The organism is Nocardia sp. NPDC059236 (assembly GCF_042754085.1).
GTDB lineage: Bacteria > Actinomycetota > Actinomycetes > Mycobacteriales > Mycobacteriaceae > Nocardia.
This window is the reverse complement of the sequence record NZ_JBHZAF010000061.1, coordinates 842-1,923: the sequence shown is the minus strand read 5'-3', so window position 1 is coordinate 1,923 and position 1,082 is coordinate 842. Positions and strand designations below refer to the sequence as shown.

The following is a 1,082-nucleotide window of genomic DNA, read 5'->3' as shown; positions in this document are numbered from 1 at the left end:
CAACTGCTCCACCAGCACTCGACCGCCGTACTGGCGCACCACGTCAGGTTGGCCGGTGCCCTCCGTCATCCAGGGGGCGCGCACCCCGCGTCGCGCTTCCGCCGCACCCGCACGCAGTGCCCCCGAGCTGCACATGGAGCTGCCCTCTTCCGCCGTACGGGGGTCATCGTGACGGCACCGCGTAGTGCTGGAACGCGCAGGCAATAGGTAATCCTGTGTCGAGCCGCATGGAGGGTGAGCATGAGCAGCCTGTGGTGGTCTCTCCGGCTACGGCGCGAAGCCGCCAGTGTGCCGCTCGCGCGGCAGCTCCTGCTGAGCTCGATGGCCTCGGCCGGAGCCGATCCGGACGTGGCCTACGACATGTGCCTCGCTCTGTCCGAGGCGTGCGCGAACGCGATCGAGCACGGCAGCACTGCGGGTGACATGGTCGGTGCGTACCGGGTCTCCGCGTATCTGGAGGGCAACCGTTGCCGTATCGAGGTGGCGGACACCGGGCCGGGTTTCCCTGCCGGCTACAGCCCGGCCCGGTGTCCGAACGAGGCGGAGAGCGGACGGGGCCTGTACCTGATCGAGTCACTGGCCGACCACGTACGGTTCCGCAACCGGCCGGGGCACGGCGGCGCGGTCGTCAGCTTCGACAAGGTTCTGGCCCGCCGCGACGGGCACCTCATGACAGCGTCCTGACGCTCCCCGAACGCCGCCGCTCGGAACGGTGCATGGCGTCCCACACCGCTCCGGCGCCGGGGCAGCCTCATGCTTCCGCTGCAGCCGGTGGCGGCGGGGCCGGGTTCCGGTAGCGCAGCAGCAGCATGGCCGCGTCGTCGTGCAGCGGGGAGCGCACATGCTCCTGGATGTCCTGCCGTACGGCCTCCAGCGCGGCTTCCGGGTCGGGGTCCTTGAGCAGATGGGCCCGGTGGTCGAGCGGGTAGAAGAGGTTGTCCGGGTCGCGGGCCTCGGTGACGCCGTCGGTGTACAGCAGCAGTTGGTCTCCCGGGGCGAACCGCACCTCGTGCGGGCGCGGCGATTCGCTCCCGTGCAGGCCCAGACCCAGCGGCAGGGAGCGCTGCGGCGGCTCGGCGAAG

At 71.1% G+C, this 1,082-nt stretch carries 2 protein-coding genes; one reads left to right on the top strand and one right to left on the bottom strand.

The window, feature by feature from the left end:
- Positions 1 to 240: 240 nt before the first annotated feature.
- On the top strand, positions 241 to 684 hold the full coding sequence (locus ACFXIV_RS47780; protein ID WP_099882664.1) for an ATP-binding protein: 444 nt from the start codon (positions 241 to 243) through the stop codon (positions 682 to 684).
- A gap of 67 nt (positions 685 to 751) precedes the next feature.
- On the opposite strand, the gene ACFXIV_RS47775 is transcribed toward ACFXIV_RS47780, so the two are convergent.
- Positions 752 to 1,082 (bottom strand): PP2C family protein-serine/threonine phosphatase (locus tag ACFXIV_RS47775; protein WP_379421521.1); only part of this gene is annotated, 331 nt, incomplete at its 5' end.